This is a genomic window from Burkholderia sp. 8Y (assembly GCF_902506145.1).
In the GTDB taxonomy this organism is placed as follows: Bacteria; Pseudomonadota; Gammaproteobacteria; order Burkholderiales; family Burkholderiaceae; genus Caballeronia.
In genome coordinates, this window is the sequence record NZ_LR733519.1 from 137,401 (window position 1) to 163,478 (window position 26,078).

24 protein-coding genes and 1 pseudogene are annotated in these 26,078 nt (G+C 65.2%); 12 read left to right on the forward strand and 13 right to left on the reverse strand.

Features of this window, described 5'->3' with window-relative positions; genetic code table 11:
* Nucleotides 1–9: 9 nt before the first annotated feature.
* The 5 genes from GV035_RS00580 to GV035_RS00600 all read left to right on the forward strand — a co-directional run bounded on the left by GV035_RS00580 (nt 10) and on the right by GV035_RS00600 (nt 5,795).
* Complete coding sequence (locus GV035_RS00580) at nt 10–2,334, forward strand: cytochrome P450/oxidoreductase (RefSeq protein ID WP_159832612.1); 2,325 nt, start codon at nt 10–12, stop codon at nt 2,332–2,334.
* A 608-nt stretch (nt 2,335–2,942) separates the two neighbouring features.
* Entirely contained in the window at nt 2,943–4,124 is a 1,182-nt protein-coding gene (locus GV035_RS00585; RefSeq protein WP_159832613.1) for an acetyl-CoA C-acetyltransferase, read from the forward strand.
* Between the two features lie 129 nt (nt 4,125–4,253).
* Nucleotides 4,254–4,997 (forward strand): acetoacetyl-CoA reductase, encoded by a 744-nt coding sequence (phbB, locus tag GV035_RS00590; RefSeq protein ID WP_159832614.1) that lies wholly within the window; start codon nt 4,254–4,256, stop codon nt 4,995–4,997.
* 134 nt (nt 4,998–5,131) lie between these two features.
* On the forward strand, nt 5,132–5,350 hold the full coding sequence (locus GV035_RS00595) for a hypothetical protein (RefSeq protein ID WP_159832615.1): 219 nt from the start codon (nt 5,132–5,134) through the stop codon (nt 5,348–5,350).
* A 106-nt stretch (nt 5,351–5,456) separates the two neighbouring features.
* Entirely contained in the window at nt 5,457–5,795 is a 339-nt protein-coding gene (locus tag GV035_RS00600) for a hypothetical protein (RefSeq protein ID WP_236572369.1), read from the forward strand.
* A gap of 179 nt (nt 5,796–5,974) precedes the next feature.
* Here GV035_RS00600 and GV035_RS00605 read toward each other — a convergent pair whose 3' ends face one another.
* The 7 genes and pseudogenes from GV035_RS00605 to GV035_RS00635 all read right to left on the reverse strand — a co-directional run bounded on the left by GV035_RS00605 (nt 5,975) and on the right by GV035_RS00635 (nt 13,884).
* Entirely contained in the window at nt 5,975–6,256 is a 282-nt protein-coding gene (locus tag GV035_RS00605) for a DUF4148 domain-containing protein (protein WP_159832616.1), read from the reverse strand.
* A 172-nt stretch (nt 6,257–6,428) separates the two neighbouring features.
* Complete coding sequence (lpdA, locus tag GV035_RS00610) at nt 6,429–8,210, reverse strand: dihydrolipoyl dehydrogenase (RefSeq protein ID WP_159832617.1); 1,782 nt, start codon at nt 8,208–8,210, stop codon at nt 6,429–6,431.
* A gap of 250 nt (nt 8,211–8,460) precedes the next feature.
* Nucleotides 8,461–8,860: pseudogene (locus tag GV035_RS00615) on the reverse strand (winged helix-turn-helix domain-containing protein).
* Nucleotides 8,861–8,945: 85 nt separating this feature from the next.
* Nucleotides 8,946–9,839 (reverse strand): ABC transporter substrate-binding protein, encoded by an 894-nt coding sequence (locus tag GV035_RS00620; protein ID WP_236572523.1) that lies wholly within the window; start codon nt 9,837–9,839, stop codon nt 8,946–8,948.
* A 135-nt stretch (nt 9,840–9,974) separates the two neighbouring features.
* Entirely contained in the window at nt 9,975–11,048 is a 1,074-nt protein-coding gene (locus GV035_RS00625; protein WP_159832619.1) for an ABC transporter permease subunit, read from the reverse strand.
* A gap of 18 nt (nt 11,049–11,066) precedes the next feature.
* On the reverse strand, nt 11,067–12,635 hold the full coding sequence (locus GV035_RS00630; protein ID WP_159832620.1) for a sugar ABC transporter ATP-binding protein: 1,569 nt from the start codon (nt 12,633–12,635) through the stop codon (nt 11,067–11,069).
* Nucleotides 12,625–13,884 (reverse strand): ROK family transcriptional regulator, encoded by a 1,260-nt coding sequence (locus GV035_RS00635; protein WP_159832621.1) that lies wholly within the window; start codon nt 13,882–13,884, stop codon nt 12,625–12,627. Before GV035_RS00635 ends, GV035_RS00630 begins: the two co-directional genes overlap by 11 nt.
* A gap of 308 nt (nt 13,885–14,192) precedes the next feature.
* Between GV035_RS00635 and GV035_RS00640 the strand changes: the two genes are divergently transcribed.
* On the forward strand, nt 14,193–14,699 hold the full coding sequence (locus GV035_RS00640; RefSeq protein WP_159832622.1) for a GAF domain-containing protein: 507 nt from the start codon (nt 14,193–14,195) through the stop codon (nt 14,697–14,699).
* A gap of 59 nt (nt 14,700–14,758) precedes the next feature.
* A complete protein-coding gene (locus GV035_RS00645; RefSeq protein ID WP_159832623.1) occupies nt 14,759–15,736 on the forward strand; it encodes a substrate-binding domain-containing protein in 978 nt (325 codons plus the stop codon).
* On the opposite strand, the gene GV035_RS00650 is transcribed toward GV035_RS00645, so the two are convergent.
* The gene (locus GV035_RS00650) at nt 15,733–16,917 is read right to left on the reverse strand and encodes a fumarylacetoacetate hydrolase family protein (RefSeq protein ID WP_159832624.1); all 1,185 of its coding nucleotides are present in this window, start codon (nt 16,915–16,917) and stop codon (nt 15,733–15,735) included. The two genes, GV035_RS00645 and GV035_RS00650, sit on opposite strands and share 4 nt — an antisense overlap.
* 125 nt (nt 16,918–17,042) lie before the next feature.
* Here GV035_RS00650 and GV035_RS00655 point away from each other — a divergent pair, with 125 nt between their 5' ends.
* From GV035_RS00655 to GV035_RS00670, 4 genes are all read left to right on the forward strand, one after another.
* Nucleotides 17,043–17,789: an IclR family transcriptional regulator gene (locus GV035_RS00655; RefSeq protein ID WP_159832625.1), complete on the forward strand. Its 747-nt coding sequence runs from the start codon at nt 17,043–17,045 to the stop codon at nt 17,787–17,789.
* Between the two features lie 321 nt (nt 17,790–18,110).
* Nucleotides 18,111–19,274: an HlyD family secretion protein gene (locus GV035_RS00660; RefSeq protein WP_159832626.1), complete on the forward strand. Its 1,164-nt coding sequence runs from the start codon at nt 18,111–18,113 to the stop codon at nt 19,272–19,274.
* 3 nt (nt 19,275–19,277) lie between these two features.
* Entirely contained in the window at nt 19,278–20,861 is a 1,584-nt protein-coding gene (locus GV035_RS00665; protein WP_159832627.1) for a DHA2 family efflux MFS transporter permease subunit, read from the forward strand.
* A 1-nt stretch (nt 20,862) separates the two neighbouring features.
* On the forward strand, nt 20,863–22,410 hold the full coding sequence (locus tag GV035_RS00670; RefSeq protein ID WP_159832628.1) for an efflux transporter outer membrane subunit: 1,548 nt from the start codon (nt 20,863–20,865) through the stop codon (nt 22,408–22,410).
* Here GV035_RS00670 and GV035_RS00675 read toward each other — a convergent pair.
* Nucleotides 22,407–22,646 carry a hypothetical protein gene (locus GV035_RS00675; protein WP_159832629.1) on the reverse strand — a complete coding sequence of 80 codons (240 nt, stop codon included), beginning with the start codon at nt 22,644–22,646 and terminating at the stop codon, nt 22,407–22,409. The genes GV035_RS00670 and GV035_RS00675 overlap by 4 nt on opposite strands.
* 186 nt (nt 22,647–22,832) lie before the next feature.
* On the opposite strand from GV035_RS00675, the gene GV035_RS00680 reads away from it, so the two are divergent.
* The gene (locus GV035_RS00680; protein ID WP_159832630.1) at nt 22,833–23,297 is read left to right on the forward strand and encodes a response regulator; all 465 of its coding nucleotides are present in this window, start codon (nt 22,833–22,835) and stop codon (nt 23,295–23,297) included.
* A gap of 21 nt (nt 23,298–23,318) precedes the next feature.
* On the opposite strand, the gene GV035_RS00685 is transcribed toward GV035_RS00680, so the two are convergent.
* The 4 genes from GV035_RS00685 to GV035_RS00700 form a co-directional block, all read right to left on the reverse strand.
* Complete coding sequence (locus GV035_RS00685; protein ID WP_236572370.1) at nt 23,319–23,741, reverse strand: hypothetical protein; 423 nt, start codon at nt 23,739–23,741, stop codon at nt 23,319–23,321.
* Between the two features lie 155 nt (nt 23,742–23,896).
* Complete coding sequence (locus GV035_RS00690) at nt 23,897–24,307, reverse strand: hypothetical protein (RefSeq protein WP_236572371.1); 411 nt, start codon at nt 24,305–24,307, stop codon at nt 23,897–23,899.
* A gap of 240 nt (nt 24,308–24,547) precedes the next feature.
* Nucleotides 24,548–24,898 (reverse strand): hypothetical protein, encoded by a 351-nt coding sequence (locus GV035_RS00695; RefSeq protein ID WP_159832632.1) that lies wholly within the window; start codon nt 24,896–24,898, stop codon nt 24,548–24,550.
* 130 nt (nt 24,899–25,028) lie between these two features.
* Nucleotides 25,029–26,003: a serine hydrolase domain-containing protein gene (locus GV035_RS00700; protein ID WP_159832633.1), complete on the reverse strand. Its 975-nt coding sequence runs from the start codon at nt 26,001–26,003 to the stop codon at nt 25,029–25,031.
* Nucleotides 26,004–26,078: the final 75 nt, after the last annotated feature.

The window sequence follows — 26,078 nt, forward strand, 5'->3', positions numbered from 1 at the left end:
GACGAATCCATGAGCGACGCGAGCACCGCGACTTCCACGCCGCAATGCCCCTTCCATTCGACCGCGCCGAACGGCTGCCCGGTGAGCGCGCGCGCCGCGGAGTTCGATCCGTTCAGCGACGGCTATCAGCAAGACCCGCCCGAATACGTGCGCTGGGCGCGCGAGCAGGAGCCGGTGTTCTACAGCCCGAAGCTCGGCTATTGGGTCGTCACGCGTTACGACGACATCAAAGCGATTTTCCGCGACAACCTCACGTTCAGCCCGTCCATCGCGCTCGAAAAAATCACGCCGACCGGACCGGAAGCGAACGCGGTGCTCGCGTCCTACGGTTTCGCGCTCAACCGCACGCTCGTCAACGAGGACGAGCCCGCGCACATGCCGCGCCGCCGGGCGCTGATGGACCCGTTCACGCCCGAGGCGCTCGCGCATCACGAGCCGATGGTGCGCGCGCTCACGCGCGAATACGTCGATCGCTTCATCGACGATGGCCGCGCCGATCTCGTCGATCAGATGTTGTGGGAAGTGCCGCTCACGGTCGCGCTGCACTTTCTCGGCGTGCCCGAAGAAGACATGGACACGCTGCGCGACTATTCCATCGCGCATACGGTGAATACGTGGGGCCGCCCGAGGCCCGAGGAACAGGTCGCGGTGGCGCACGCGGTCGGCAAGTTCTGGCAGTACGCGGGCAAGGTGCTCGACAAGATGCGCGAAGACCCGTCCGGTCCCGGCTGGATGCAGTACGGCATCCGCAAGCAAAAGACCTTGCCCGATGTCGTGACCGACTCGTATCTGCATTCGATGATGATGGCTGGCATCGTCGCGGCGCACGAGACGACGGCGAACGCGGCCGCCAATGCGATCAAGCTGCTGCTGCAACACCCTCACGCGTGGCGCGACATCTGCGATGACCCGAGCCTGATTCCTAACGCGGTCGAAGAGTGCCTGCGGCACAACGGATCGGTTGCGGCGTGGCGGCGGCTCGCGACGCGCGACGTGACCATCGGCGGCATCGCGATTCCGGCGGGCGCGAAGCTCCTGATCGTGACGTCATCGGCCAATCACGACCCGCATCAGTTCGCGGACGCCGATCTCTTCGACATTCGCCGCGAAAATGCCAGCGATCAGCTGACCTTCGGCTACGGCGCGCATCAGTGCATGGGCAAGAACCTCGCGCGCATGGAGATACAGATCTTCCTCGACGAGCTGATGCGCCGCCTGCCGCACATGCGCCTCGCCGAGCAGCGTTTCACGTACGTGCCGAATACGTCGTTTCGCGGGCCGGAGCATCTCCATGTGGAATGGAACCCGGCGATGAATCCCGAGCGCACGAATGCGGCGGTGCGCGAGCCTCGCGCGACGGTACGCATCGGCGAGCCGTCGTCGCATGCGGTGAGCCGCGCGGTGATCGTCGAGTCGGTGACGATGTGCGCGGACCGCATCGCGCGGGTGCGTCTCGTTGCCGCCGACGCTCGCGCGCTGCCGCGCTGGACGCCGGGCTCGCATATCGACGTGGTCTGCGGCGACAGCGGACTCTCGCGCCAGTATTCGCTATGCGGCGATCCGGCCGATCACGCGGCCTACGAAATCGCCGTGTTGCGCGAGTCGGCGAGTCGCGGCGGATCGGCATGGGTTCACGACAACGTCAAGCCGGGCGCGCACTGGCGCATTCGCGGGCCGCGCAACCACTTTCGGCTCGACCCGGCCGCGCGCCGGCTCGTGCTGATTGCCGGCGGCATCGGCATCACGCCGATCAGCGCGATGGCGCGGCACGCGCGCGAGCACGGCATCGACTACGAAGTGCATTACAGCGGCCGCAGCCGCGCGTCGATGGCGTTCGTCGACGACCTGCGCGCGCTGCATGGCGAACGGTTGCGCATGTACGTATCGGAGGAGGGCGCGCGCAACGACTTGTCGGCGCTGCGCGTGGACGCAGGCACGCAAGTGTATGCATGCGGTCCGGCGCGGATGCTCGACGCGCTTTCCGCCGCGAGCGCCGCGTGGCCCGACGGCGCACTGAAGATCGAGCATTTCGAATCGACGCTCGGCGCGCTCGACCCGTGCAACGAGCACGCGTTCGAGGTCGAGCTGAAGGATTCCGGTGTCACGCTGACCGTGCCGCCCGATCAAACGCTGCTCACGACGCTCAGGCGAGCGAACATCGACATTCAGAGCGATTGCGAAGAAGGCTTGTGCGGATCGTGCGAAGTGCGCGTGCTCGAAGGTGAAATCGACCATCGCGATGTCGTATTGACGAAAGACGAGCGCAAATCGAACACTAGAATGATGGCGTGTTGTTCGCGCGCGAAAGGTATCAAACTGGTACTAGCGATTTAACGCGCAATCAAAAAGTCCGTATTCATCGCGGCGTCATGAAGACCTCTAATCGGTCAAATGCTTTGCCTTGGACAAATAAACCATTACTAAGTGGATAGTGAATTGATTCGTCCTGCCGGCCGCTGGCGACCGGTGCATGTGCGTGCGCCTGCGACGGCACATTTTCATACGGCATTCATCAGACTAGCGCGCAATTTCCGCTGCTAAACAGCACATTTCTTGCACGAGCGTTCGACGTTTAGCCAAAGGCTTAGCATCTTTGTCGCGGTACTTATTACCACACCTAGGGTTATTACCTAGGAATATGCAAACTTTTGTCGATGTTTTGCGTTTAGAATTGTCTGCAATTGGTGCGACGCACAAGCGTACGCCCTGACTTACTTCTCCGAAGCGACTGTCGAATACGCGCGCAAAACGCGCGCGGTGGAATTGCGTCCGCGCATTTTCCGGCGTTATGCAATCGGAAGAAGGCCGTCGTTACACCTGAGAGACTATTAAAAGCCCATATAAATGAGCGCGTGGTTTGTTTCGAAAGCGCATGATTCAGTGCGTGGACGAAACGCATGAAGCCGGGATTTGCGAGTTCTGCTGTTCTACGAGGATTGAAGATGAGTGACGTAGTGATCGTATCGGCCGCGCGTACAGCGGTCGGCAAATTCGGCGGGTCGCTGGCGAAAATCGCGGCGCCGGAACTGGGCGCAACGGTAATTCGCGCGGTGCTCGAGCGCGCGGGGCTGAAGCCCGAGCAGGTGAGCGAAGTCATTCTCGGTCAGGTGCTGACGGCGGGCTCGGGCCAGAATCCGGCGCGTCAGTCGGTGATCAAGGCCGGCCTGCCGGACATGGTCCCCGGCATGACGATCAACAAGGTCTGCGGCTCCGGCCTCAAGGCGGTGATGCTCGCGGCCAACGCGATCATCGCGGGCGATTCGGAAATCGTCGTCGCGGGCGGCCAGGAGAACATGAGCGCGGCGCCGCATGTGCTGCCCGGCTCACGCGACGGCTTTCGCATGGGCGATGCGAAGCTGATCGATTCGATGATCGTCGATGGCCTGTGGGACGTTTATAACAACTACCACATGGGCACGACGGCGGAAAACGTCGCGAAGGAATACGGCATCACGCGCGAAGCGCAGGACGCGTTCGCGGCGCTGTCGCAGAACAAGGCCGAAGCCGCGCAGAAGGCCGGCCGCTTCAACGACGAAATCGTGCCGGTGTCGATTCCGCAGCGCAAAGGCGAGCCGCTCCAGTTCGCGACCGACGAGTTCGTGCGCCACGGCGTCACCGCCGAAGCCCTCGCGGGACTCAAGCCCGCGTTCTCGAAGGAAGGCACGGTGACGGCGGCGAACGCATCGGGCATCAATGACGGCGCGGCGGCGGTCGTCGTGATGTCGGCTAAAAAGGCCGAGGCGCTCGGTCTTACGCCGCTCGCGCGCATCAAGGCGTACGCGAGCGCGGGCGTCGATCCGAAAGTGATGGGCATGGGCCCCGTGCCGGCGTCCAAACGCTGTCTGGAGCGCGCGGGCTGGAGCGTCGACGATCTCGATCTGATGGAGATCAACGAAGCGTTCGCCGCGCAGGCGCTCGCCGTGCACAAACAGATGGGCTGGAACCAGGAAAAGATCAACGTGAACGGCGGCGCGATTGCGATCGGCCATCCGATCGGCGCATCGGGCTGCCGCATTCTGGTCACGCTGCTGCACGAAATGCAGAAGCGCGACGCGAAGAAGGGCCTGGCGTCGCTGTGCATCGGCGGCGGCATGGGCGTCGCGCTGGCGGTCGAGCGGCCGTGATCCGTTGAGCGCGTCGATGCCCGCGCGACGGGCGTCGGCCAGCAGCACACCCGGCTTCGCGAACCAATAACATTCCAAGCGCGATGCCGGGCGCATTCGAGCACCATAGAACCTGAGAGGATATTTCGCATGACTAAGCGTATTGCAGTGGTAACGGGTGGCATGGGCGGCCTTGGCGAGGCCATCAGCATCAAGCTGAACGACGCGGGTTACGCCGTCGTCGTGACGCATTCGCCGGGCAACACGATCGTGTCGGACTGGCTCGCGAGCATGGACCGGCAAGGGCGCAACTTTCGCGCGTATCCGGTCGACGTGGCCGACTACGACGCAAGCCAGCACTGCATCGCGAAGATTCAGCGCGAAGTCGGGCCGATCAGCATTCTCGTGAATAACGCAGGCATCACGCAGGACACGACCTTCAAGAAGATGACGAAGGTGAACTGGGACGCCGTCTTGCGCACGAATCTCGACTCCGTCTTCAACATGACGAAGCCTGTCTGCGAAGAAATGGTCACGCGCGGCTGGGGCCGTATCATCAATATCTCGTCGGTGAATGGCTCGAAAGGGCAGATCGGGCAGACGAACTACGCGGCGGCGAAGGCGGGCATGCACGGCTTCACCAAGTCGCTCGCGCTGGAAGTGGCGAGGAAGGGCGTGACCGTCAACACCATCTCGCCGGGCTATCTCGCGACCAAGATGGTCACCGCCATTCCGCAGGAGATTCTCGACTCGAAGATCCTGCCGCAGATTCCCGCTGGCCGGCTCGGCAAGCCGGAAGAAGTCGCGGCGCTCGTCGCGTTCCTGTGCTCGGACGATGCGGGCTTCGTCACGGGTTCGAACATCGCCATCAACGGCGGCCAGCACATGCATTGATCGCCATCGCGCGATCTCGCGATTTCGCTTTTGGCGCTCCATTGTCCACGGCGCGCGAAGCAACCCGCTTCGCGCGCGCCCCGTTCTTCAGATCACACGCCGGCGTCCATAAGGCGTGCGGCGGCATTTAGCCAATGGAAGACTTAAGCCCGGGCACACGTCCCTATACCGTGCATCATCTCGACGCGGCTATCGCGCATCTCGAACAAGTGCTCAATCTGGACGGCGCGAATTCGCTATTCTCGAAGACCTACTGGCGCTCGCGCGTGGAAGAGGCGCTGTCCACGCCGGGCCTCGCGCCGTCTCAGCATGCCCGTCTGCAGCGCCTGCTGGATCGCATCGAGGAGTCTTGATCGCGATGAAAAAGGGCGGCCACCGCGCCGCCTAATCGTCTGACCCGTGAAGGATTTCGCGCACGGCGTTACCATGCGTGCCTTCCCGGATCACGATCAGACGCGTATGCCTCATTCATCCCACTTTTCATTCGCCGGGCGCACGGCCCGCGCGTGCATCGCATGCCTGCTTCTCGCGCTCGCCGCATGCGGCACGACGAGCGCAGTGGCCCCTGGCTCGCAGCCCAATGTCTTTACCGTCACCGGCAAGGCGACGGGCACGCGCATGTCATGGGTCACAGCGCGCAACCGGGCGATGGACGCCGCCGACGACTACTGCAAAGAGCGTTCGCAACGCGTGCTGGTCCGATCGGAGTCGACGAGCGGCGTGCGGTCGCTGGAAGAGCAGACGTCTACCGTGACATTCACGTGCGTGGCGCAGCCGACGCAAGCGGCGAGCGAATAAGTCCGCAAGCAGCGCCCGAACTACCGTCCTCATTCGGCCATATCACACGGCTAGCGCGGCAATCAGGACTACGATTCAATCATCGGATGCGTCACGCAACGCCGCTGCCGAGGATGCCTGGGGAATGCGAGAAAAATCGAGCACGCCGCATCCAACGCGGCGCGCCTCCAGCTACGGCCTTACTGACCGATGCCGGCCTTCTTCTGCGCGTTCTGGATATCCTGCGGATACGAAGCGTCATCGCGCTGCGAGGGGTTGTATCCCGCGCCTTCGAGCTTCTTCAGTTCCGCGTTCTTCTTCGCGCGCGCTTCCTTGCGCGCGGCCTTGCGCTGGGCTTTGGTCGACGGCGCGGCGTCGCTCGCGCCGCTGTTGTCCTGCGCATGCGACACAGCCGCAGCCGACAAACCGAAGGCCGCGACGATCATCGACACGGTGAGCTTTCTGGCAAGCGTTACGTTCATATCCTCTCCACGGTTGAGATGCAAGGAACATCGAACGATGCGCGGCCGGCCTGATTCGACACGGCCGCCGCGCGACGATTGTATGGCGGTTCGCGCCACGGTACAGCGCACATGCAAGCGCGCGGGGAAAAGATAGCGACGCCCCGGACCACATGCCGCGCGCGCGTGACGCTCAGATGTTGAGCGCGCGCTTGTTCACTGCGAGCGCCGCCTCGCGCATCACTTCCGAGAGCGACGGATGCGGATGCGAGATGATGCCGATATCCTCCGACGCCGCCTTGAACTCCATGGCCACGACCGCTTCGGCGATCAGATCCGACGCGTTCGCCGACACGATGTGCACGCCGAGAATCTCGTCGGTTTTCGCATCCGCGATGACCTTGATGAAGCCGTCCGTCTCGCTGATGCCGAGCGCGCGGCCATTCGCCATCATCGGGAACTGGCCGGTGCGGAACTCGCGGCCTTCCGCTTTGAGCGCCTGCTCCGTCTGCCCGACCCACGCGATCTCCGGGTGCGTGTAGATTACCCACGGAATGCAGTTGTAGTCGATATGCGGCTTCTGTCCGTCGATGATCTCGGCCACCATCACGCCTTCGTCTTCGGCCTTGTGCGCGAGCATCGGGCCGCGCACGACATCGCCGATCGCGTAGACGTTCGGAACCGTGGTCGCGCAGTGGCCGTCCACGGGAATGAAGCCGCGTTGATCCGTCGCGAGGCCGATCGAGTCGAGGCCGAGATTGTCCGTGTTCGGCACGCGGCCGATGGACACGATCAGGCGGTCCGCGTCGAGCGTCTGCGCGGCGCCGTCCTTGTCGGTATAAGAGAGGGTTACGCCCGCGTCCGACGCCTTCACGTTCTCGATCTTCACGCCGAGGTGAATGGTCAGCCCTTGCTTCTTGAAGAGCTTGGCGGCTTCCTTCTGGATTGCGGTGTCGGTCGAGGCGAGGAATTCGGGCAGCGCCTCGAGAATCGTCACGTCGGCGCCGAGTCTGCGCCACACCGAACCAAGTTCCAGCCCGATCACGCCCGCGCCGATCACGGCGAGCTTCTTCGGCGCGGAGTCGAAGGCGAGCGCGCCTTCGTTATCGGACACGATGCGGTTGTCCACGGGCACGTCAGGCAGATGCCGCGCTTTGGACCCCGTCGCGATGATGACGTGCTTCGCGGTATGCGTCGCCGCCTGCTCGCCGCCGCTCACTTCGATGCGAAACGCGCCGCCCGCCTTGCCCGCGAGCTTTCCGTGACCCTTGAGCCACGTGATCTTGTTCTTGCGAAAGAGGAACTCGACGCCGCCAGTAATCTTCTCGACGATGGCCTCCTTGCGACCGACCATCTTCTTGATATCGACGTTCAGGTTGTCCATCGAGATGCCGTGATCGCCGAAGTGCAGTTTCGCGTTCTCGAACGCTTCGGACGACGCGAGCAGCACCTTCGACGGAATACAGCCGACGTTCAGACACGTGCCGCCGAGCTTCGGCTTGCCCGCCGGGTTGATCCATTCCTCGACGCACGCGACCGACATGCCGAGCTGCGCCGCACGGATCGCGGCGATGTAACCGCCGGGGCCCGCGCCGATCACGATTACGTCGAAGTCTGCTTTTTGAGCGCCGCTATCGGCAGCTTGCGGCGCGCTCGCCGCTTGCGTCGGAGCGGCTGCGGGCTTTTCAGACGCGGGGGCAGACGCAGGCGCAGCTGAGGAAGCAGCGGCTTTCGCCTCGGTGTCGATGGCGGCGAGCAGTTCGTCGGCGTGAACGATATCGCCTTGCTGCTTCAGCACTTCCGCCAGCACGCCCGATGCAGGCGCGGGCACTTCGAGCACGACCTTGTCGGTCTCAAGCTCGACGAGAATTTCGTCTTGCGTCACGGGGTCGCCCGCTTTCTTTTTCCACGGCAGCATCGTCGCTTCGGTGACGGATTCGGAAAGCTGCGGAACCTTGACTTCAACCCTGGCCATTCAGTTTCTCCTGTGTGCGCTGCTTGGTCGTTTGAGGACGCGCCGAAGCCACAGGATACGCCGTGTGCGTGCCATCCGTGCTGCCGGTGGCATCGAAACGCGCGCGCACTCGCATGACGCCTGCTGTCAGCCCGCCGCCGGCGATCTGCGCAGCGCGCGCCGGCGCGTGCGAGTTGCCGAGCTGGACTCGCATTTGCGTTGTTCGATTATCGGCACGTGCTTGAGCGCAGCGGGGTTGCGCAAGCTCGTGCTAGGGCTTCAGCAGTTTCGCCAGCGAGTCGATCTCATCGGCGCAGGCGGGCTTCGGCGCGGGCTTCGACATCGCGTTAAAGCGTGACGATGCTTTCGCCCACCGGCGTCAGCACGCAGCCGCCGCCGCTTTGACCGCCTTGCTCGGACACGGTCGCAGGCAATTTGAGCGAGCGGTTGAGTTCGTCGATGAGCAGTCACGCGCGCCGATACGACATGTCGAGGCTGCGCGCCGCCGCTGAAATGGAGCCGTGTTCGCGCACGGCTTCAAGGAGCGCGACCTTGCCGGGGCCGATCGCGACGGTTTCGCCTTTTCGGATGCGCATGCGAAAGCGCACTTCCGCGTCGGCGTGCGCGGACGCGGCCTTCGCGGGTTCCTTCGGTTTGAGAGACGTCGCCATGCCCGCGAGAATACACGACGCGTCGCCCGCTTCAACACGCGAGCGACGCGTCATCGCGGGCGACGAATTCCCGCTCGATGCGCCCTTAATGCGGCGACGACCATCCCTTGTAATTGGCGACGTTTTCGCGCGTGACGAGGGTCGACGGCATCAGGATCGTCGTGCTGCTCGGCTTCTTGCCGTTCATCAGGTCATACCCGACGCTCACCGCCTGCTGCGCCATCGACCACGGATCCTGACTCGCGGACGCCTGAATCAGCGTATCGGTCTTGAGCGCGTTCTCGATATCCGGCGCGCCATCCACCGACGTGATCACGAGGTTCGAGCGATGCAACTGCTTCGCCGCGAGATCGCTGCCGATGGCTTGCGGGTCGTTGATCGCGAAAAGGCCGTCGAGCTTCGGAAAGCGCGTGAGATAGCCCTGCATCGCGTTCATGCCGCCTTCGCGCGAGCCTTTCGCGTCCTGATCGTCGGAGAGCACCTTGATGCCGGGATTCTTCGCGAGCACGGTCTTGCAGCCGTTCACGCGGTCGATCACCGCCGACACCTGCGGCCCGTTTTCGATCACGACACTGCCCTTGCCGTTGAGCTTCTTCGCGAGGAAGTCGCACGCGAGCTGGCCGGCCTGCACGTTGTTGGTCTGCACGGTCGCGTCCGCGCCGGCCGCCGCCACGTCCACCGCGACCACGACGATGCCCGCCGCCCGCGCCTTCTTCACCGCCGGCTCGATGGCCTTCGGGTCCACGGCGTTCAACAGGATCATGTCCACGTGCGCGGAGATGAAGTTGTCGATCTGCGTGAACTGCTTGTTCATGTCGTAATCCGACGAGACGGCCGTGACCTTCACGTTCGGATTGATGGCCTTGGCTTTCGCTTCGGCGCCCTTGGAGATGGTCACGAAGTACGGATTGCCGAGCGAGCCGACCGTGATGCCGACCGCCTTCAGCGGCTTGTCGGCGGCATGAGCGGTGAGCGTCATCGTGCATCCGAGCGCGAGGGCGATGCTTGCGAACAGCTTGGTGTGCTTGCGCATGAGAGTTGTCTCCGGTTGTTTGGTTGTGTCGATTGTTGCGACTCTAAGCGATCTGAAGCGACGTGAAGCGACAAGATTTCGTCATGTACGCGCCGATCCGCGCTGACGATAACGGTCGAGCGCCACTGCGCCGATGATCACGAGCCCCTTGATGATGTACTGCCAGATATCCGACACGCCGAGCAGCACGAGGCCGTTCGACAGCACCGCGATGATGAGCGCGCCCACCAGCGTGCCGACGATCGAGCCCACGCCGCCCACGAAGCTCGTGCCGCCCAGAATGACCGCGGCGATGGCGTCGAGTTCATACGACTGGCCGATCTGCAGGCCGTTCGCCGCATAGAGCCGCGCGGCGGACATCACGGCGCCGAGACCCGCGAGGAGACCGGACATCGCGTAGACGAACATCTCGATGCCCCACACCTTGATGCCCGAGAGCCGCGCCGCCTCCGGATTGCCGCCGACCGAATAGATACGCAGGCCGAGCACCGTGCGCCGCAGGATGAACCACGAGACGATGACCACCGCGAGCGCGATCACGACGAGCCACGGCACGCCGAGAATCGAATCGTTGCCGATGAACGCGAACGGCAGTTGCGGATTGAAGATGGTCGTGTCGTGCCCGATCAGCCGCGCGATGCCGCGCACGGCCGTCAACGAGCCGAGCGTCACGATGAAGGGCGGCAGCTTCAGCAGCGCGATGAGCGCGCCGTTGATGACGCCGAAGGCGAGCCCGACGCCGAGCGCCGCAGGCACGCCGAGCCAGCCCATGCCTGGCAGATTCGACGCGAGCAGCGCCGTGACCGCCGCCGCCGACAGCACCGAGCCGACCGAAAGGTCGATGCCGCCCGTCAGAATGACGAAGGTCATGCCCGCCGCGAGCACGATGTTGATCGACGCCTGCTGCGTGACAATCGAGATGTTCTGCAAGCTGAAGAAGCCGTCGGTGACGACGCCAAAGCCGATGCACAGCAGAATCAGCACGGGCAGCATGCCCGCGGTACGCATCAGGACCTGCATGCGCTCGCGATGCTCGATGCTGCGTTGCCGTTGCGCCGTGCTTTCGGCGCTTGGGGCGCTTGAGCCGCTTGAGCCGCTTGAGGCGCTCGCAACTGGCGCGGCGCCGGTGTCGTGGTGTTTCGTCGTGTTAGCCATGTCTGTCTCCCGATAACGTCAAGCCGCCTGACCGAGCGCGGCCCGCGAGCCCGTCGCCAGTTCGATGATTGCTTCCTGCGAAATCGGCTTGCCCGAATGGCCGCCGAGTTCGCCCGCGATTTCGCCTTCGCGCATCACCAGCACGCGATCCGCCACGCCGATCACTTCCGGCAACTCGCTCGATATCACGATCACGCCGACGCCCGAGCGCGCCAGATCGTTGATGATCCGATAAATCTCCGACTTCGCGCCGATGTCCACGCCGCGCGTTGGTTCGTCGAGGATCAGCACTTCGGGCTTCGTTTCGAGCAGCCGCGAGAGCAGCACTTTCTGCTGATTGCCGCCCGACAGCGCGCCCGCGTTGACGCGCGCGTTCGGCACGCGAATCGAGAGCGCCGCGATGGCGTCGCGCGCGCGCGTGTTGCCCCGCGCGATGTCCATCACGCCGGCCCTCGCATCGCGCCCGGCGACCGCGATGTTGATGTTGTCGCGCACGCTCATGTCGAGGAACAGGCCCTGTCCCTTGCGGTCTTCGGTCAGATAGACGAGACCCGCGTCGATGGCGTCGCGCGGCGTGCGCAGCGCGAGCGGCTTGCCGTGCATCGACACTTCGCCGCGCGTGCGTTCCTCCGCCCCGAAAATCAGGCGCGCGAGTTCGGTGCGGCCAGCGCCCACGAGCCCCGCGATGCCGAGCACTTCGCCCGCGTGCAGGTCGAGGCTGCATCCGCGCACGCGGTTGTCGTCGCTCATGTCGCGCACGGAGAGCACGACGTGGCCGGGGTCATACGGCGCGTGCTCCTTCTTGTAGAAGCCGGAAATGTCGCGGCCGACCATCATGCGCACGAGGCTTTCGGCGGACAGTTCGTCGCGCATCAGCGTGCCGACGTAGCTGCCGTCGCGCAGCACCGAGACGCGATCCGACAACTCATAGATTTCCGCCATCCGGTGACTGATATAGATGATCGCGATGCCTTCCTCGCGCAGTTGCCGCACGAGTTCGAAGAGACGGTCGGTTTCGCGCGACGAGAGCGGCGTGGTCGGCTCGTCCATCACGAGGATGCGCGCGTGTGCGTGCACGGCGCGCGCGATTTCCACCAGTTGCCGCTCCGCGATCGACAAGTCGCCGACGAGCGTATGCGGCTTGAACGCGGCGCCCAGGCGCTTGAGCACGTCTTCGCAGCCGCGCTCCATGCCGGGCCGGTCGACGAAGCCCCACGCGCCCTTGCCGCGACGCAGCTCGCGCCCGGCGTAGATGTTCTCGGCCACCGACAGATTCGGCGCGAGACTCAGCTCCTGATAGATCACGGCGACGCCGAGCGAACGCGCGGCCAGCGGTCCGTCGATGACGACCGGCTTGCCGTCGATCAGAATCTGGCCGCCGGGATCCGCCTGATACGCGCCCGAGAGGATTTTCATCAGCGTGGATTTGCCCGCGCCGTTTTCGCCCATCAGCGAATGCACTTCGCCGGGATAGACGGACAGGCGCACGTCGTTCAGCGCGCGCACGCCGGGAAACGTCTTGCTGATCCCACGCATTTCCAGGAGCGGCGTGCGTACGTCCGGCGAAACGGCAGAGTCATGCGGCATGATTCACCTCCTGCGATTTGACACCCGCGCCGCGATGCAGCCCCACGCGTGGCGAGAAGTTGAAGAACATCGGCAGCGTGGCCGCGCCGATTGCGCCCGCGTCCGGGCCGAAGTTGCCGCGCACGATCTCCGGCGTGCCGCGCGCTTCGGGCGCGTTCGCGGTCATCGTCGCGGCGAGGCGCGCGATCAGGCGGTCGAGCAGGCCGCCGTCGATATCCGAATCGAGCACGACCATCGGCACGTCGAGCACGCAGAGCATCGCGCGCAACGCGGGAGCCAGGGCTTCGATGCAGTCGTCGATCCATTCCTCGACCGCGGGCAGACGCCGCTCGATGCACGCTTCCACGTCCATGCGGTTGCCCGCCGGCGCGCCGCTGAAGTGCAGATGCCGCACGAGCGCATTGAGCGATGCGCGCGAGAGCAGAATGTCCCAATGCCCCGGCGGCTGCGGCGCGGACGGCAGGCGGCTCGGCCGCACCGGCATCACGCCGATGTCGCCCGCGTTGCCGGTCGCGCCGCGCAGACAGTCGCCGTCGATGGCGATGCCGCCGCCGATGGCCGAGCCCAGAAAGAGATAGACGAAGTCGTCGCAGTGGCGGCCGTGGCCGTAGAACAGTTCGGCGGTCGCGGCGGCGTTGCCGTCGTTTTCGCCGAAGACGGGCAGCGCGAGCGCGCGGGACAGCGCGGCGGGAAAGTCGGTCTGGTCCCAGGCGCGGAAGATGTCGGCGCTCGACGTGTCGGCGCTCACGCCGAGCTCGCGCAGCCAGCTGCCGAGGTTGTACGGCTGCGCGACGCCCACGCCCGTCAGACGCTCGCGCTCCGTCGCGCTCAGGAGGCCGAGCATATTTTCGATATCGCGCTGAACGATCTCCAGCACCGCCGACGGATGCGGCAGCACGCGATCCAGCGCGCTGCGCGCGAGCACGTCGCCCGCGAAATTCACGAGCACCGTCTCGATGCTCGTGCGATCGAGCCGCACGCCGATACCGAACGCGCCGCGCGGATCGAGCCGGATGAGCGAGGCGGGCTGCCCGCGCTGGCCTTCGAGCCGCCGTCCGGTGTACTCGATCAACCCGGCCTTGCCGAGCGATTCGACGATACTGCCGACCGCCGTGCTCGTGAGATTCGCGTGCCGCGCGAGATCCGCCTTCGACGCGGGCTCGGTGCGCCGCAGCGCCTGGAGCAGCAAACGCTCGTTGTATCGGCGCACGGACGCGGAGTTGCTGCCTCTGCCGCTCGGCAATTTCACTGGCTGTCTCCGAATGTTCCGGGGAAGGTCATCTGTGTGACCATTAATTAAATCAAGTTGATTTATTTAATACCGGGGCAGAAACGGTGTAAAGCAGGGAATTCCCGAGGGCGGGCTGGCATCGAGCATGCGTTGTGCGTCCACTCCTCGGAGCCGCGCACGCCGCGCGTCCCGTTAAGCTATCGCATTTGGCATCGTCGAGCCGCCGCCGTGTCTTTGCTCTCCATGACTTCCCACGCAAGCAAGGGTTAGCGGACGCCGCGCTTCCCGCTAAGCTAGCGTCATCCGCATTTTTCGAGCCGCCCGCCATGTTTTCGCTTTCCACGACTGCCCACGCCAGCAAGGCCGCGCAATATGACGACCTCCTGCAACAAACCCGCTCGCTGCTCGGCGACGAAGCGGACTTCATCGCCAACGCGGCAAATTTTTCTTCGCTCGTGTATCACTCGCTGCCGGATCTCAACTGGGCGGGCTTTTATCTCTTCGATGGCGACGAACTCGTCGTCGGACCGTTTCAGGGCAAGCCCGCGTGCGTGCGTATCGCGCTCGGACGCGGCGTGTGCGGCACGGCGGCCCGCGACCGGCAAACGCAAGTCGTCCCCGATGTCGAGGCGTTCCCGGGCCACATCGCCTGCGATTCGGCGTCGCGCTCGGAAATCGTCGTGCCGCTCGTCGCGAGCGACGGGACGCTGATCGGCGTGTGGGACGTGGACAGCCCCGTGCCCGGCCGCTTCGGCGACGAAGACGCACGCGGCATGGAAGCGTTGTGCGCCGCGTTCATCGCGCTGGCGTGGGAAGAGCGTCCGCGAGGCTGAATTCGCGACCGCTGCCGTTTGTCTACAATGAGCCGACCGTCGATTCCCGGCCCGCCGACATGATCCGCCTCGCCCGCCGCCGTCTGCTCACCCTGTGCGCCTTCGCCGCGAGCGGGCTCGCGCCCGTGCGCCACGCCGCTGCGCAGCCCGGCAACAAGGCGAGCGTCGCGCTCGTGATGAAATCGCTCGGCGATCCCTTCGTCCAGTCGATGATCGACGGCGCGAAGAACTACCAGCGGCACTACGCGTCGCAACTCGATCTCACGACGCAGGGCACGCTCACCGACAACGACGTAGCCGGGCAGACGCGCATCATCGAATCGCTGGTGGCGGCGAAAGTGGACGCCATCGTGATCGCGCCGACCGATTCGAAGGCGCTCGTGCCGGTGGCCGCCAAGGCGATCGCGGCGGGCGTGCTCGTCGTCGCCATCGACAATCCGTTCGACGACGACGCGCAGGAAGCCGCGAACGTCACCATTCCGTTCGTCGGACCAGACAGCCGGCGCGGCGCGCGGCTCGTCGGCGCGTATCTCGCCTCGAAGCTGAAGCCGGGCGACGAAGTCGGCATCATCGAAGGCCCGCCGAACGACCGCAACGCGCAGCAGCGCACCCTCGGCTACCGCGAAGCGATGAACGCCGCGCAACTGCGCGTGAGCGCCACCGACGCGGGCGACTGGACCGCGCCGAGCGGCAAGTCCATCGCGCTGCAAATGCTGTACGCGCATCCGGCGCTGCGCGGCATGCTGTGCGCGAACGACAACATCGCGATGGGCGCGATCGACGCCATCCGCATCGCGGGCAAAAAGGGCCGCGTGCTCGTGACCGGCTACAACAACATCAGCGCCGTGCAGCCGCTGCTCGACGACGGCCGCATGCTCGCGACCGTCGAGCAGTTCGGCGCGCGGCAGGCGGTGTTCGGCGTGGATGTCGCGGTGAAGGCGCTCGTCGAACGGCGCCGTCAGCGCGACTTGTCGCCTTACATGGAGACGCCGGTGCAGGTGGTGACGCGCGACAAGACGCACGCCCCGCGCGCTTAAGCGTCCGCCGCGAGGAGGCCGCGCGCTGCCAGACTGCGATACAGCGCGCGCACGCCGAAGGTCCACGGCTCGATTTCCGTCGACAGCCGCACCGTGTTGACGAGCGCGCCAAGTTCCGGCGTCGAGATGGTAACGACATCGCCCAGATGATGCGTGAAGCCGCCGCCTTCCGTGTCGCGGTCCTTGATCGGCGAGAACATGGTGCCGAGAAAGAGCATGAAGCCGTCCGGATACTGATGATGCGCGCCGTGCGTCTGCGCGACGAGATCGGCGGGATCGCGGCTGATCTCGCTCATGTGGCTCACGCCTTCGAGCACGAAGCCGTCGTCCGCGCCCTCGATGCGTAGCGACACGCTCGTGCCGCGCACGGTGTCGAGCGTGAATTGCCCGTCGAAAAGGCGCACGAACGGACCGATCGCGCACGACGCGTTGTTGTCCTTCGCCTTGCCGAGCAACAGCGCGCTGCGGCCTTCGATATCGCGCAGATTCACGTCGTTGCCGAGCGTCGCGCCGACGATCTCGCCGCGCGCATTCACGGCCAGCACGATTTCCGGCTCCGGATTGTTCCATTGCGAGGTCGGATACAAGCCGACGTCCGCGCCGAAGCCCACCGACGACATCGGCTGGGACTTCGAGAAAACTTCCGCGTCCGGCCCGATGCCGACTTCCATGTATTGCGACCACGCGCCGCGACGCTCCAATTCCGCCTTCAGCTTCTGCGCGCTTTCCGAGCCCGGCTCGATCTTTGAAAGATCGGCGCCGATCAGCTTGTTGATGGTGTCGCGCACTTCCTGCGCACGGCTCGCGTCGCCGCCGGCCTGTTCCTCGATCACGCGCTCGAGCAGGCTCACCGCGAACGTGACGCCGCACGCCTTCACGGCTTGCACGTCGCACGGGGCGAGCAGGCGCAAGCCGCCGGGCGCTTCGTCGAGCGTCGCTTGCAGCAGTTCTTGCGCCGTGCCGAGGCGCTCGCCGGACGCGTTGCGCGCGATGTCGAGCGCGTCGGGGCGGTCGAAGAGATCGGCGGTGGTCGGGCAGGCGGGCGTGATGTCGAACACCTCGCCGTTTCGCACCGCGACGACAGCGGGACCATCGACCGGCGCGGGACGCCATACGCGGCCAATCAGCACGGCATCGGCGAGGTCTTCGGGCAGGCAGGACGAGACGGAAACGGGCGGCATGTGAGGGTCACCGGGCATGGGAAAAGGGAAAACGATCGTAGCCCGGCCCCGCGTGGCTGTCCATCGGGTTGCATGTTTGTCCAACATGCTGGACGATTCACCCATCCCGCCACGCGACGACTCACATGGAAAAGACCTACGACGTGCCGGCGCTGCGCCGCGCGAACGATATCCTAGAAGCCCTCGCCGACGCCGCGAAGCCCGTGCGCGCCGCGACGCTCGCCGAGCGCACCGGCCTGTCGCGCAGCACGCTTTATCTGATGCTCGAAACGCTCGCGCGCATGCAATGGATCGAGAAGCGCGATGAGGGTTATGTGATCGGCGTCGGCCTGTTCGAGCTCGGCAATGCCTACGTGCGGCACGACGCGCTGCAAGCCGCGTTTCGCGAGGGCGCGGGCGCGTTCATCAACACGCACAACGAAGTCGTGCAGCTTGCCGTGCTCGACGGCGTGCAGGTGGTTTATGTCGCACGCGAGGACGCGCATCGGCCGGTGCGGCTCGTCTCCGATCTCGGCTCGCGGCTGCCCGCGCATTGCTGCGCGCTCGGCAAGGCGCTGCTCGCGGGTCTTTCGGATGGAGCCGTGACCGAGCGGCTGCCCGAGCGCCTCGAAGCGGTAACGCCGCGCACCATCACGCGCCGCGCCGCGCTATTGCGCGAACTCGCCGCGATACGCGCGAGCGGGCTCGCCGTCGAACGTGAGGAAGTGGCCGAAGGGCTCGCGTGCTTCGCGGCGTATGTCGGCGTGACGCCGGCGGGCAAGCGTGTCGCGGTATCGACGAGCGTGCCCGTCGGACGGCTCGACGCACGGCGCGAGAAGCAGATTTCGATGGGCATCGTGCAGCTTGCGGCGCAGCTACGGCAGGCGCTTTGAGGCAATTGCTCGCAGTGTGCCGTCGTCGGCGCGTGCAGCTTTTACCAGCGAAATTGGAAACTGCGCCGGGCCGCTGCGTTCGTACGACGGTACGGTTTCATGCCAGTCCGCACGGGCGTTCGCGTCGGCCAGGTGGGACGGATTCGCCGCGATTTGGGAATGCGTCTTGCTTAATGTGTCCGCTCGAATGACCCGGCCGCCAAGCCGCAGTCTGGTCACGCCCGTCACGCAAGATCAGCACGAGGTTCCGCCCGCCCGCGTCCGAAATTCACCCCGGAGTTCAATCCGCAGGTCCAATCCGTCACCCGATAGCGAACGCTGATGTCAGATCGAAACGAAACCGAGGACGATGCACGCGACGGCGACCGCGAGTCATCGCACGCGCACGACGACGCCGGCCAGGAGGACAAAGACAAAGACAAAGACAACGGCAACGAACAGCGCAAGAAGCCCGGCAAGAAGCCGTTGATCATTCTCGGCATCGTGGTCGTGGTGCTCGCGATCGGCGCGTTCATCTGGTGGTTCATGACGCGCAATCAGGAAAGCACCGACGACGCCTACACCGACGGCGACGCCGTGACCATCGCGCCGAAGGTGTCGGGCTATGTCGTGGCGATGAACATCGACGACAACCGCTTCGTGCACAAGGGCGATCTGCTGATCCGCATCGATCCCCGCGACTATCAGGCGCAGGTCGATCAGGCGAACGCGCAACTCGGGCTCGCGCAGGCGCAGTTGCACGCGGCGGAAGTGCAGTTGCAAGTTGCGCGGGTGCAGTATCCGGCGCAACTCGCGCAGGCGCAGGCGCAGGAGACAAGCGCGCGCGCTAATCTTGCGCAGGCGAGCGCGTCGTATCAGCGTCAGCAGTCCGTCGACGTGCGCGCGACGTCGCAACAGAACATCGACGCCGCGACCGCGCAGCAGAAAAGCGCGCAGGCGAACGTCGCCGAAGCGCGGGCGCAGGTTCGTACCGCGCGGCTCGTGCCGCAGCAGATCGCGCAAGTCGTCGCCACGGTGGAAGAGCGGCGCCAGCAAGTGCGGCAGGCCGAGGCGCAAGTCGAAACCGCGCGGCTCAATCTCTCGTACACCGAACTGCGCGCACCCTCCGATGGCTGGGTCACCAAACGCAACGTGCAATTCGGCACATTCCTGCAGGCGGGCACGTCGAATCTCACGCTCGTCACCACGCGCATGTGGGTCACGGCGAACTTCAAGGAGTCGCAGCTTTCGCGCATGCATCCGGGCGACAAGGTGGATATCGACGTCGACGCCTATCCCGGCCTCTCGCTGCACGGCCATGTGGACAGCATCCAGCTCGGCAGCGGCTCGCGCTTCTCCGCGTTCCCCGCCGAAAACGCGACCGGCAACTTCGTGAAGATCGTGCAGCGCGTGCCGGTGAAGATCGTGATCGACAGCGGCATGAAGCCGGACACCTCGCTGCCGCTGGGCTTGTCCGTCGTGCCCACCGTCATGCTGCGCCACTGAGACATGAGCGAATCCGCCGATCAAGACCACAGCGGCTGGAAGCCCAGCGCGAATCCGTGGCTCATCGCCGTGGTCGTCACGCTCGCGGCCTTCATGGAAGTGCTCGACACGACCATCGTGAACGTGGCGCTGCCGCACATCTCCGGCACCATGTCCGCGAGCTACGACGAGGCGACGTGGACGCTCACGTCGTATCTGGTCGCGAACGGCATCGTGCTGCCGCTGTCCGCGTATTTCTCGAAGATTCTCGGACGCAAGCGTTACTTCCTGATCTGCATCGCGGCGTTCACCGTGTGTTCGTTCCTGTGCGGCATCGCGACCAATCTCGGACAACTGATCGTCTTTCGCATTCTGCAAGGCTTCTTCGGCGGCGGTTTGCAGCCGAGCCAGCAGTCGATCATTCTCGACACCTTTCCGCCCGAGCAGCGCGGCCGCGCGTTTTCGATATCGGCGGTGGCGATCGTCGTGGCGCCCGTGCTCGGCCCGACGCTCGGCGGCTGGATCACCGACAACTTCACGTGGCGCTGGGTGTTCCTGCTGAACGTGCCGGTCGGCGTGCTGACGACCATCGCGGTGATGCAGTTCGTCGAAGACCCGCCGTGGGAGAAGCGGCAGAGTCACAAGGACGTGGGCATCGATGTCGTCGGAATCGGGTTGATCGCGCTCGGGCTGGGCTGCCTGCAAGTGTTCCTGGATCGCGGCGAAGACGACGACTGGTTCGCGTCCAACTTCATTGTGACCTTCGCGGTGCTGGCGGCAATCGGCATCGTCGGCGCGGCGTTCTGGCTCTGGTACGCGAGAAAGCCCGTGGTCGATCTGCGCGTGATGAAAGACCGCAACTTCGCGCTCGGCTCGCTTTCGATCGTTGGCTTCGCGTCCGTGCTGTACGGCAGCGCGGTGCTCATTCCGCAACTCGCGCAGCAGCAGCTCGGCTATACCGCGACGCTCGCGGGGCTCGTGCTGTCGCCGGGCGCGCTTTTCATCGTGTTTCTGATTCCCGTGGTCAGCAAGCTGATGCTCTGGGTGCAGACGCGCTATCTTGTCGCGTTCGGCTTCTTTCTGATGGGCTGCGCGCTGATCTATTCGCATCAACTGGTGCCGAACATCGACTATCGCACGCTCACGATGATGCGCAGCGCGCAGTCGGCGGCCATCGGCTTTCTGTTCGTGCCGGTGACGACGCTCGCGTATCTCTCGCTGCCGAAGTCGATGAACAACGACGCCTCCGCGCTCTTCACGATGTTCCGCAACGTGGCGGGCTCTATCGGCATTTCGCTCGCCACCGCGATGATCCGCGAGCGCACGCAGGCGAACATGGCGCATATGGTCGAGCATCTGACGCCGTTGAATCAGCCATACAACGATTCGGTGCAGCACATCGCGCGAACGCTGATGGACACGGGGCAGACTCTTTCGCAGGCGATGGGCGCGGCGACCGGCCAGATGTACAAGACGCTCGTCTCGCAGGCGACGATTCTCGCGTACCTCGACGTCTTCGCCGCGTGCGCGATCTTTTCTTTCCTTTTCATCCCGATCACGTTCTTCTTCTCGCCGGTGAAGGCTTCCGGCAAGGCGGGAGGACATTGACATGACGCCGCGACTTTCTGTTCTGATGTTCGCGCTCGCGATGAGCGCATGCGCGGTCGGCCCCGACTTCAGGTCGCCTGCCGCCGATACGCCCGGCAACTGGAACGACATGCAGCGCGCGCAGAACGCATCGCCGGATGCGCGCGCGCCGCATGCCGAGGCGCCGTCGGTGGCGACGACCTCCGCCGATCCGGACCCGCGCTGGTGGAAACAGTTCGACGATCCGACGCTCGATTCGCTGATCGACCGCGCGGTGGCCGGCAATCTCGACTTGCAAAGCGCGGTGCTGCGCATCGCGCAGGCGCGGGAGCAGAGCGTGTCGGCGGCGGCGCAGGGCTTGCCGCAGATCAGCGCCAACGCGAGCGTCATGCGCGAACAACTAGGGCTGAAGGGACTGCTCGAATCGCAAGGACTGTATAACCGCATCGACGCGCTGGGCGCGAACGGCGCGCCGATCCGGCAAGGTCTCGACTCGGCGACAGGGCCGGTGACGCTGTTTCAGGACGGATTCGATGCGTCGTGGGAACTAGACCTTTTCGGGCGCGTGCGGCGCTCGGTCGAATCGGCGAACGCGCAGACCGAGGCGGAGATCGAGAGCCGCAACGACGCGCTCGTTTCGCTCGAAGCCGAAGTCGCGCGCACCTATGCGCAGTTGCGCGGCGCGCAGTCCATCCGGCAGATCACGCTCGCCGAAATCGATGCGGAGCAACAGATTCTCGACCTCACGCGCGAGCAGGCGCGCGTCGGCCTGACGAGCCAGCAGGATGTGCAGAGCGCGAGCGCGCAGGTCGGCGGGTTGCAGGCGCAGGTGCCGTCGCTGGAGGCGCAAATCGCGCAGGCGATGAACGGGCTCGCGGTGTTGACCGGCAGCGCGCCGGGTACGCTAGACGCCGAACTGTCCGATGCCCGCGCGGTCCCGCCCGTGCCGCCGACGGTGCCGGTCGGCTTGCCGTCGACGCTCGCGCGCCGCCGTCCCGACATCCGCCGCGCCGAAGCGCAGTTGCATGCGGCGACGGCTGAAGTCGGCGTGGCGGTCGCGCAGTTGTATCCGGACATTTCGCTGACGGGCCAGGTCGGCACGCGCGCGACGAAAGCGAATTACCTCGCGCACTGGTCGAGCCTCTTCTGGTCGGTCGGCCCGAGCATCTCGCTGCCGATCTTCGAAGGCGGCGCGTTGCGCTCGAACGTGCGCGTCGCGAAGGCGCAGGCCGCGCAGGCGGCGCTGCAATATCGGCAGACGGTGCTCACGGCGCTTCAGGATGTGGACAACGCGCTCGTCGCGTATCGCACGGAGCAGGACCGGCGCGCGGCGCTCGCGCGCACCGTCGAGGCGAACAGCGTGAGCCTGCAACTGGCGACGGACAGCTATCGCAAGGGGCTGACCGCGTTCGTCACCGTGCTCGACGCCGAGCGCCAGCTTGCGCAAACGCGCGAGCAGCTCGCGCAATCGACGGTGAACGTGACGACGGATCTCATCGCCGTGTACAAGTCGCTCGGCGGCGGGTGGCAGGACGATGCATCGAGCGGTGCGGATCAAGGGCACGGTTAGCGGCGGCGCTTCTTCCAGTCGCAGTCCGCGGGCGGATCGGCGACGCCCGGCTTGCCGACCGATTGAGGATTTTCGCTGCATAGCGTGACGAAGCCGACCGGCTCGCCTTGTGCCTGGCGCTTGCGCAGTTCCTCCGCGAAGCGCAGCGCCTCGGCGAGCGCGGCGGCGTCGAACTGCCTGTGCCGGGCGTGGCTTTCAGCGCGCGCATCGCCTTCGAGCCAGTAGACGACGAACATCGTGTGCCTCCGGGTTGCATGAGCGGGCGTTATCGGTCATTGATGGTGCAGGAACGGGGTTCGTGCGAGCTGCGGGTATTCCCGAGGTGCAACGTTGGCGAGCCGCGTTCGGTGGGCCGTCACACACCGAATGCTGCGGCGCGGAACGTTCGTTGCTGAAACAATCGGTCACTCCGAGGCCAATATATGCAATCTACGCAACGACAGGCACGCGTACCCGAAGAAGCGGTCTGGCAGATTCCCGTTCGCGCCGTGCATCACGACGAACCGCGCGTGCTGATCGCCGACGACGATCTCAACGCGACGCGCGCCCTCTGTCTGGCGTTCGAAGACGCCGACTTCACGGTGCGCGCGGTGCATACGGGCCTCGACGCCGTGGCGCTCGCGCGCAAGTGGCGGCCCGGCGTGGTGCTGCTCGACCTGATGATGCCGCTCGGCGACGGCTGGGAAGCGGCCGAGGCGATCCGGTCGCTGGACAGGTCGATGATGCTGATCGCGCACACCAGCCGCACGAGTCCCGACGACTGCGCGCGGGCGCGTCGCACCGGGTTCAACGGCTATTTCGTGAAGCCGAGCCCGCTGGACCGCATGATCGACGTGATGCGCACGTACTACTCGACGCACGAACCGCAGCGGGCGCGCGAATGCTGAAGCCGCGCCGGGGCGGCGCGGCTAGACCTGCTTGAGACGCCGCAAGGCGTCGTTGCGGGAAGTGCCGGCCACGGCAGCGGGCGTCACCAGCGCGCTGTCGTTCCGGTCGACGGGCCGCGCGGGCAGCGTGCGTTGCAAACCGGCGCTGAAGCCCTTTCTGAAAGCGCGGCGGTAGGTCCGGCGATACGCTTCTTCGGCCGATACTTCGCCGGTGTAGTCGCAAAGCGCCTCGGTGAGCGCGCGTTGTTCGTGCGCGAGCGTGCGCAGCAGGTCGATCAGCACGGGCTGGCCGACGCCCGCGCCGTCCGCACCCTTCGCACTCGCCAGCACGTCCGCCACTGCGGCGAGCGCACGCGCGACATCGGTGCTGCGCTTTTCGATCGCTATCGGATGCGCGATGACAGGATGCCCGTCCTGATTGATCGTGATTTTCACTTCGTCCATCTGCTTGTCCTCGTTGCTCGATACCTGGCGCACCCGCGCCCTCTTCTTCGGCAACAAAGCATTCGATTGCATTCAGACGAACGGCGCGCACGGGCGCGCGAAGTGTGCCCGACTTGGACGCCGGCGGCAACTGCCGTGCATCGCGGACGGGCGGATCAGGCGTTGACGCGCCTTGCCGGAACTTCGTCCACCGCGACGGCGGGCGTGTCCCTCTCGCGCTCGACGTGCTGCTTCAGCACGTCTTCCCAGTATCGACAGTAGCCGGCCCAGAACGGGACTTGCGTTCGCGCGCAGGCATCGGCCGGCAGCGGATGCGGCAGCATGCGGGCGAGGCGCGCGATTTCCCTGCGCTTCCACTGCAGCAGCGTGCGGCGCGGGCCGCGCACCGCCGGGCACAGTTCGTTCATGCGCGTGATGGCCAGCCACAGCCCTTCCGCCGGATGCGAAGCCATGGTCGCGAGGATCGCGGTGTTCGGACGCGGCCCGCGCTCGTGACAGACGATCGCGCCGATCTGTCCGAGGATGTACATGGCTTTTTCGATACTCTCATCGGCTGGCGGCTGCATGGCGCGTCCTTTTTTGTGATGGATGTCTCATGGCGCTCTCGAGTGCCTCATGCGCGGCGGGATGCGATCTTCGCGCGGTTTCCGCCATCGCGATATTGATACGTTATTGCGTGAGCGCATTACGATACCGTATCGAAAATGTTTGGCATCGCCTATCGACAAAAATCTACATTGACGAGGCGCGGGTTTTTATGCCGCTCCGAGTCGCGCGTTAAGGCGTGATGTGCCGGTAATCGAGGATCACCGCTGCGTGTAATTGATGGGCTCGTGCGGCGCGTTCGCCAGGAGTTCCTGGCGCCGCTGCTCCGTCGCGGCCTGCACGCCCTTGTCGTAGAAGGACTGCGCGGTGTGTTGTTCGAGCGCCGTGATGAGCGGAAGGCTTTCTTCGGCGAGGGAGTGCATGAGACTGAGCATGTCGCGCCTCATCGGCTCGGGGAACGCGCTGAAGTGCTCGAACGCGCCGGGCGCGGCGATCATGCCGACCAGCGACGAAAGCAGGCGCGCCCGGCTCTTGCAATGCTCGCCGATAGGCTCGGCGTGCGAAACGACGACGTGTCCCTGCGCGTCTACCGTAATGTCGAAGGACTTCATGCGGATACCTCGCTGGCCTCGAATGCCGCGCCGGAACGGGCGCTAAACGAGATTACCTGCACGCGAGGCTTTCATCTGCGCTCAGTTCGGAAACGAAGCGGCGAGCAATGCGAAACAACGCCCGCGCGAATCAATGGGCGTCGAGGCCGAGCACGTGTTCTTCGAAGAGCGCGCGAACGTCCTTGTTCGCGCCGGTGTTGTCGCACGTCGCGGCGGCCACGGTCTGCTGATCGCGCGCAATGAAAATGAACTGCTCGCCGAAGCCCGCTGCGAAGACGTAGCGCGGCGCGATCCACCAGAGGTAGCCGTACTGCGCGTCTTGCATCGGCGGGCCGCCTTCGCTGTGAATCGACATGGCGTCGTCGATAAACGCCGCATCCACGAGATGCGCGCCTTGCCACTTGCCGCGATCCAGCATCAGCGTGCCGAGCTTCGTCATGTCGCGGGCCCGCAGCATGAGGCCGCGCCCGGCGAACGTATGGCCGGCTTCGTCCGCGATCCATTCGCTCGTCTCAATGCCGAGCGGCGCGAAAAGCTTCTCGCGCACGTATTCTTCGACGGTGTCTCCCGTGACCGCTTCGATGGCGAGCGACAGCAATTGCACCGCATGCGAGTCATAGCGAAAGCGCGTGCCAGGCGCGTCGGCCATCGGCCGCGACAGGATGAAGTTCAGGCGGTCTTCCTCGCCTGCAAGCCGCTCGCAAGCGCCGAGCAGACACTTGTCGACGGCGCCGGGTTCGCATTCGAAGCCCGAGGTCATCGTGAGGAGATGCCGCAGCGTGATGCGTCGCACGCGCTCGTCGAGCGCGGGATCGCGGGCTTTCTCTATGATGTCGCCGATCGGCGTGTCGAGGCTCGCGAAGCGCCGCTCTCCGAAGGCGATGCCCACGGCCAGCCCCACGACGCTCTTCGTGACCGAATTGACGTTTTCGAGCGTATCGGGCGTGCTGTCGCTGCGGTAATGTTCGAAGGCGATGCCGCCGCCGCGCACGACGACAAAGGTTCGCACGCCGCTGTGCTCGCTTTCGAGCGCATCGCGCAGGGCGTGGAAGCCTTGTTCGTCGAGCGGGCCGGGCGGCGACGTATCTTCCGTTTTCATATCCATGGCGGTTTGAAGTAGAGCGCGGGTGCGAATCCTGCTTCGAAACGCGAGCAAGCCCGATGCCACGGTTCGTTCCAG